General features: G+C 69.6%; 3 protein-coding genes. All 3 read right to left on the bottom strand.

Annotated elements, in window-relative coordinates:
- Nucleotides 1-520: tRNA ligase subunit PheS family protein (locus tag AC2VOR_RS02185; RefSeq protein WP_486963124.1), on the bottom strand; the 520-nt coding region annotated here is incomplete at its 3' end.
- Nucleotides 521-680: 160 nt separating this feature from the next.
- On the bottom strand, nucleotides 681-1,484 hold the full coding sequence (locus AC2VOR_RS02180; RefSeq protein WP_486963123.1) for a rhomboid-like protein: 804 nt from the start codon (nucleotides 1,482-1,484) through the stop codon (nucleotides 681-683).
- Between the two features lie 9 nt (nucleotides 1,485-1,493).
- Nucleotides 1,494-1,972, bottom strand: a 479-nt coding sequence (locus AC2VOR_RS02175; protein ID WP_486963122.1) for an adenylate/guanylate cyclase domain-containing protein, incomplete at its 5' end; no start/stop codon positions are given.

The raw sequence follows: 1,972 nt of genomic DNA, 5'->3' as shown, positions 1-1,972 counted from the left end.
AGTTCTCCGGCGCGATGTAGAAGGTGTCCTGCTCGCTGCGGGCGGGGTGGTCGGCCGGGAAGTTGAGGGCGTCGAAGTTGAACTGCTCGGTTTCGACTTCCGGGCCCTCCGCCACCTCCCAGCCCATGGCGACGAAGGTGTCGGCGATGTGCTCGGCCAGGATCGTGATCGGATGCCGGGCGCCGGGCGGCTGTCGCGTCGACGGCAGGGTGACGTCGATGGCCTCAGCGACCAATACGGCCGCGTCCCGCTCGGCCCGCAGCGCCGCCAGCCGGTCGTCGTAGCTGCGCTGGGCCTCGCCGCGCGCGGTGTTGACGCGCTTGCCGGCGTCGGCGCGCTCCTCCTTGGGCACGGCGGCCAGCGCCTGGCGGGCCAGCGCCAACGGCGAACGGTCACCGAGGTGTTCGGTCTTGACGCGGGCCAGCGCGTCGAGGTCGCCCGCGCCTGCGATGGCCTCCCGGGCGGCGGTGACCGCCTTGGCCAACGCTTCCGGCGACAGGTCGACGGGTTGCTCACCCACGCGGCGACACACTCCTTGCTCATGGCTGTCCGGTTGCCCGCATCGTCGCCGGGCGCGCCCCAATTATTCCGGCCCGCGCGCGGCACCGGCCGAGTGCCGATCATAGGCGATGGGGTCGGGGACCCTTGGAGTTGCGCGGCGCGCGGCCGGGGCGGGCAGGCTATCCGGACGCAACCGGCTGCGGGACGTCGGCTGCCGGAACCAGCACCGCCCTGCGCGCCGTGACCATCTGGTCGAGCTTGTAGGCCAGCACCGCACCCAGCACACCCAAGACCGGCGCCGCAGCCATCGTGGCCCAGTGGTGGGCCAGCAGCAGGAACCCGAAGCCCGTCGACGCGACCAGCATCATGCGGCGCAGCGGGGTCCAGTAGATCGGTTGGCGGAACCGGGAGGACACCAGCACACCGAGGATGACGGCGACGGTGTGGCCGGCATCGGTGAAGTCGCCACCGACGATCGCCGAGGCGATGCCCGCGGCCACCCACCAGCCGATCCACGCCATCCGCCAGCGCCGGGGAATCACCGCGGTCATCGCCCCGAGGACCGCGAGGGCACCGTAACTCATGCCGACGTCACTGGCCCGGGTGACCGACAACGGCAGCCAGCGCAGTTCGACGGCCGCGGCAAGCGCGGCGGCGACCAGCAGCGTCGCACCGATATGGCCCACCACGAACGCCACGACCAGCCGGATGGTGCGCAGGTGCAGTTCGGCCAGCACGAGCATGCACGTCAGGAAGGGCAGCCAGAAATACAGCGGACCCGCATCGACGACCAACGCGCTGCCGAGCAGGGTGCCCAGGTGCCCGTGGGCCAGATTGTGCAGGTTGGTGCTGGCGCGCTGAATGATGATGTCGCGCGCCTGGGGGCCCAGAACGATCAGCGCGGAACTGACGGTCAGCAGCACTCCCACGTAGCCGATGGTGAACCGGATCCGGCCGAGCCGGGACAAGATGCCGTAGATCATCGACACCTACTATGCCTGTGATTCGGCTTCGTCGCTGTCATCGGAGACTGCCAACTCCCTACTGGCCTTGAGGCGATAGATTGCCAAGTCTGCGGGCAGCCCGGCGGGCTGGGGCGCAAACATGGGTTTACGTGCTCGTTTTGCAAAGACGCCCAAGGCGTCCAGTTCGCTCTGCGGTATCACGTCCAACGTCGAACCGGACACCATGATTCCACCTTTGGTGGCCCGTTCCATAACTCGGGCCGCGATGTTGACGTCGACGCCGAGCCAGTCGGAGGCCATCCGGGTCGGGCGTCCGGTGTGAATACCCACCCGCATCCGCGGAGTGTGGCCGGCCACCTCGACCGATCGCAGGGCCTTTTCGGCGGCCAGCGCGGCCCGCACGGCGACGGTCGGGTCGCCGAACACCGCCATCAGCCCGTCGCCCAACCGTTTGACGATGTGCCCGCCGGCGTCCAACAGCGGCGGCTCGATGGCCTGCGCGACCT

Source organism: Mycobacterium sp. TH-M103 (assembly GCF_057473785.1).
This window is presented reverse-complemented; position numbering and strand designations above follow the sequence as displayed.

Excerpts from the sequence above, each read along its gene's own strand:
- AC2VOR_RS02180 (WP_486963123.1), bottom strand. The coding sequence starts at position 1,484 with ATGATCTACGGCATCTTGTCCCGGCTCGGCCGGATCCGGTTCACCATC.